Here is a 1,853-nt window from a genome sequence, read left to right as displayed (position 1 = left end):
GCTTCTATGTCTGCGCCTAGTTCTGGAACTAGAACCTTCCATATGATCGAAGCGGTCGCCGACCGTCTTGAGGGAGCGCCGCGGCAGCTTCGCCGACGCTGGTCGGACGAGTTCAAGGCGCAAATTGTGACAGAGGCGCTGGAGCCTGGCGCGAGCGTCTCGGCGATCGCCCGCCGGATCGGCATTCACCCGTCGCAGCTGTTCGCTTGGCGCCGTGATGCTCGGGCCGAGCGGCATTATCGCTCGCGGCACTCGAGTTGCGAGGGCGTGGTGGCGTCTGTGGCAGGCACAGTGATTGAGATTGCCATTGGCGAGGTCGTCGTGCGTGCCGGCGTGGACGTCGACGAGGCGCACTTGCAGCGAGTGATCCGGGCGGTGCGTTCGGCATGATTCCCTCGGGCGTGAAGGTGTTCCTCGCCAGCCATCCAGTCGACTTCCGCAAGGGTATCGATGGCCTGGTTGCGCTTGTGCGCGATGCGGGCTCAGATCCGTTCGACGGTGCGCTTTATGTCTTCCGGGCCAAAAGAGCCGACAGAATAAAGATCGTATGGTGGGATGGCTCCGGCGTGTGCCTCTATTTAAAACGTCTCGAAAAGGCGAAGTTCTGCTGGCCGCGGATCGGGCATCATCGGGTGCAGATGAATCCTGCGCAGTTGATGGCACTGGTGGATGGAATGGACTGGAAGCGGGTCCGGACCGTGGCGGTCCAGCCGCCGGAGATTGTTGGGTAAAAGCGCTGCGGCGAAGTGAATCAGTGAGCTGAAAAGGCAAGAGAACCGGGGCAAAATGTGCTCTGGTCGGGCCAATGACGCCGCCCGATCTCAACCTCCCGAATGACGTAGAGACGCTGAGAGCCATGGTGCTTGCCCTGGCCGAGAGGGCGGCCCGCGCCGATGCTCTGGAGAGCGAAGTCGCCGATCTCAGGGTGCGCAACGCCGATGCCGATGCGCGTATCGAGCGGCTGACGCAGATCCTGAAGGCCTTCGACCGCGCCCGGTTCGGCCGACGATCGGAAAAGCTCGGCTCTGCGAACGGCGACGATGAACAGCAGGCCTTTGTCTTCGAGGAAATTGAGACCGGCATCGCTGCAATCAAGGCCCAGGTCAGCAAGGGCCGTGAGCAAGCGGATGGCAAGCGTGCACCGCGTCGGCGCAAGGGCTTTGCGCCCCATCTGGAACGGATCGAAACCGTCATTGAGCCGGAAGACCTTGCTGAGCACCGGCAAGCAGAAGGTGGTGATCGGCGAGGACGTGTCGGAGCGTCTGGATGTGGTGCCAGCGAAGTTCCGTGTGATCGTCACGCGCCGTCCCAAGTATGCCTTCAAGAACGCGGACGGCGTAATCCAGGCGCCGGCTCCGGCCCATATCATTGAAGGAGGCATTCCGACGGAAGCGCTTCTGGCCCAGATCGCGGTCGCCAAATACGCCGATGGCATGCCGCTCTACCGGCAGGAGGCGATCTACGCGCGCGATCATGTCGAGCTCGACCGCCAGCTGATGGCGCAATGGATGGGCAAGCTCGGCTTCGAGCTCGAGATCATGGCCGACTACATCTTCAGCGAGGTCAAGAAGGCCGAACGGGTCTTTGCCGACGAAACCACCCTGCCGACGCTCGCTCCCGGCTCCGGATCGACGAAAACGGCCTACTTATGGGCCTATGCCAGAGATGACCGCACCTTTGGCCGCAGCGGTCCCCCGATGGTGGCTTATCGCTTCGAAGACAGCCGCTCCGGCGAATGCGCGGTCCGCCATCTCAATGGTTATCGGGGCATCCTGCAAGTGGATGGCTATGCCGCCTATAACAAGTTGGCGCGCGCCGATCGCGGCAATGATGGCATCACATTGGCTGGCTGC

The 1,853-nt window shown here is 62.3% G+C and carries 2 protein-coding genes and 1 pseudogene; all 3 read left to right on the top strand.

Annotated features, from left to right (window positions below; translation table 11 throughout):
• The first annotated feature begins 42 nt into the window (after positions 1–42).
• Positions 43–390 (top strand): transposase, encoded by a 348-nt coding sequence (locus tag K359_RS66040; RefSeq protein ID WP_029085231.1) that lies wholly within the window; start codon positions 43–45, stop codon positions 388–390.
• Positions 387–731, top strand: a complete 345-nt coding sequence (gene tnpB, locus K359_RS0147775) for an IS66 family insertion sequence element accessory protein TnpB (protein WP_029085230.1) — start codon at positions 387–389, stop codon at positions 729–731. The genes K359_RS66040 and tnpB overlap by 4 nt, the downstream gene beginning before the upstream one ends.
• A 74-nt stretch (positions 732–805) precedes the next feature.
• Positions 806–1,853, top strand: a pseudogene (locus K359_RS56610) (IS66 family transposase); the annotation flags it as partial.

It is taken from the genome of Bradyrhizobium sp. th-b2 (assembly GCF_000426785.1).
GTDB classification, from domain to species: domain Bacteria; phylum Pseudomonadota; class Alphaproteobacteria; order Rhizobiales; family Xanthobacteraceae; genus Bradyrhizobium; species Bradyrhizobium septentrionale.
Note: the sequence above shows the minus strand (reverse complement) of the source record. Positions and strands in the feature narration are given on the sequence as shown.

Coding starts and splice junctions, on each gene's coding strand:
- K359_RS66040 (WP_029085231.1), top strand. CDS start 43: ATGATCGAAGCGGTCGCCGACCGTCTTGAGGGAGCGCCGCGGCAGCTT.
- tnpB (WP_029085230.1), top strand. CDS start 387: ATGATTCCCTCGGGCGTGAAGGTGTTCCTCGCCAGCCATCCAGTCGAC.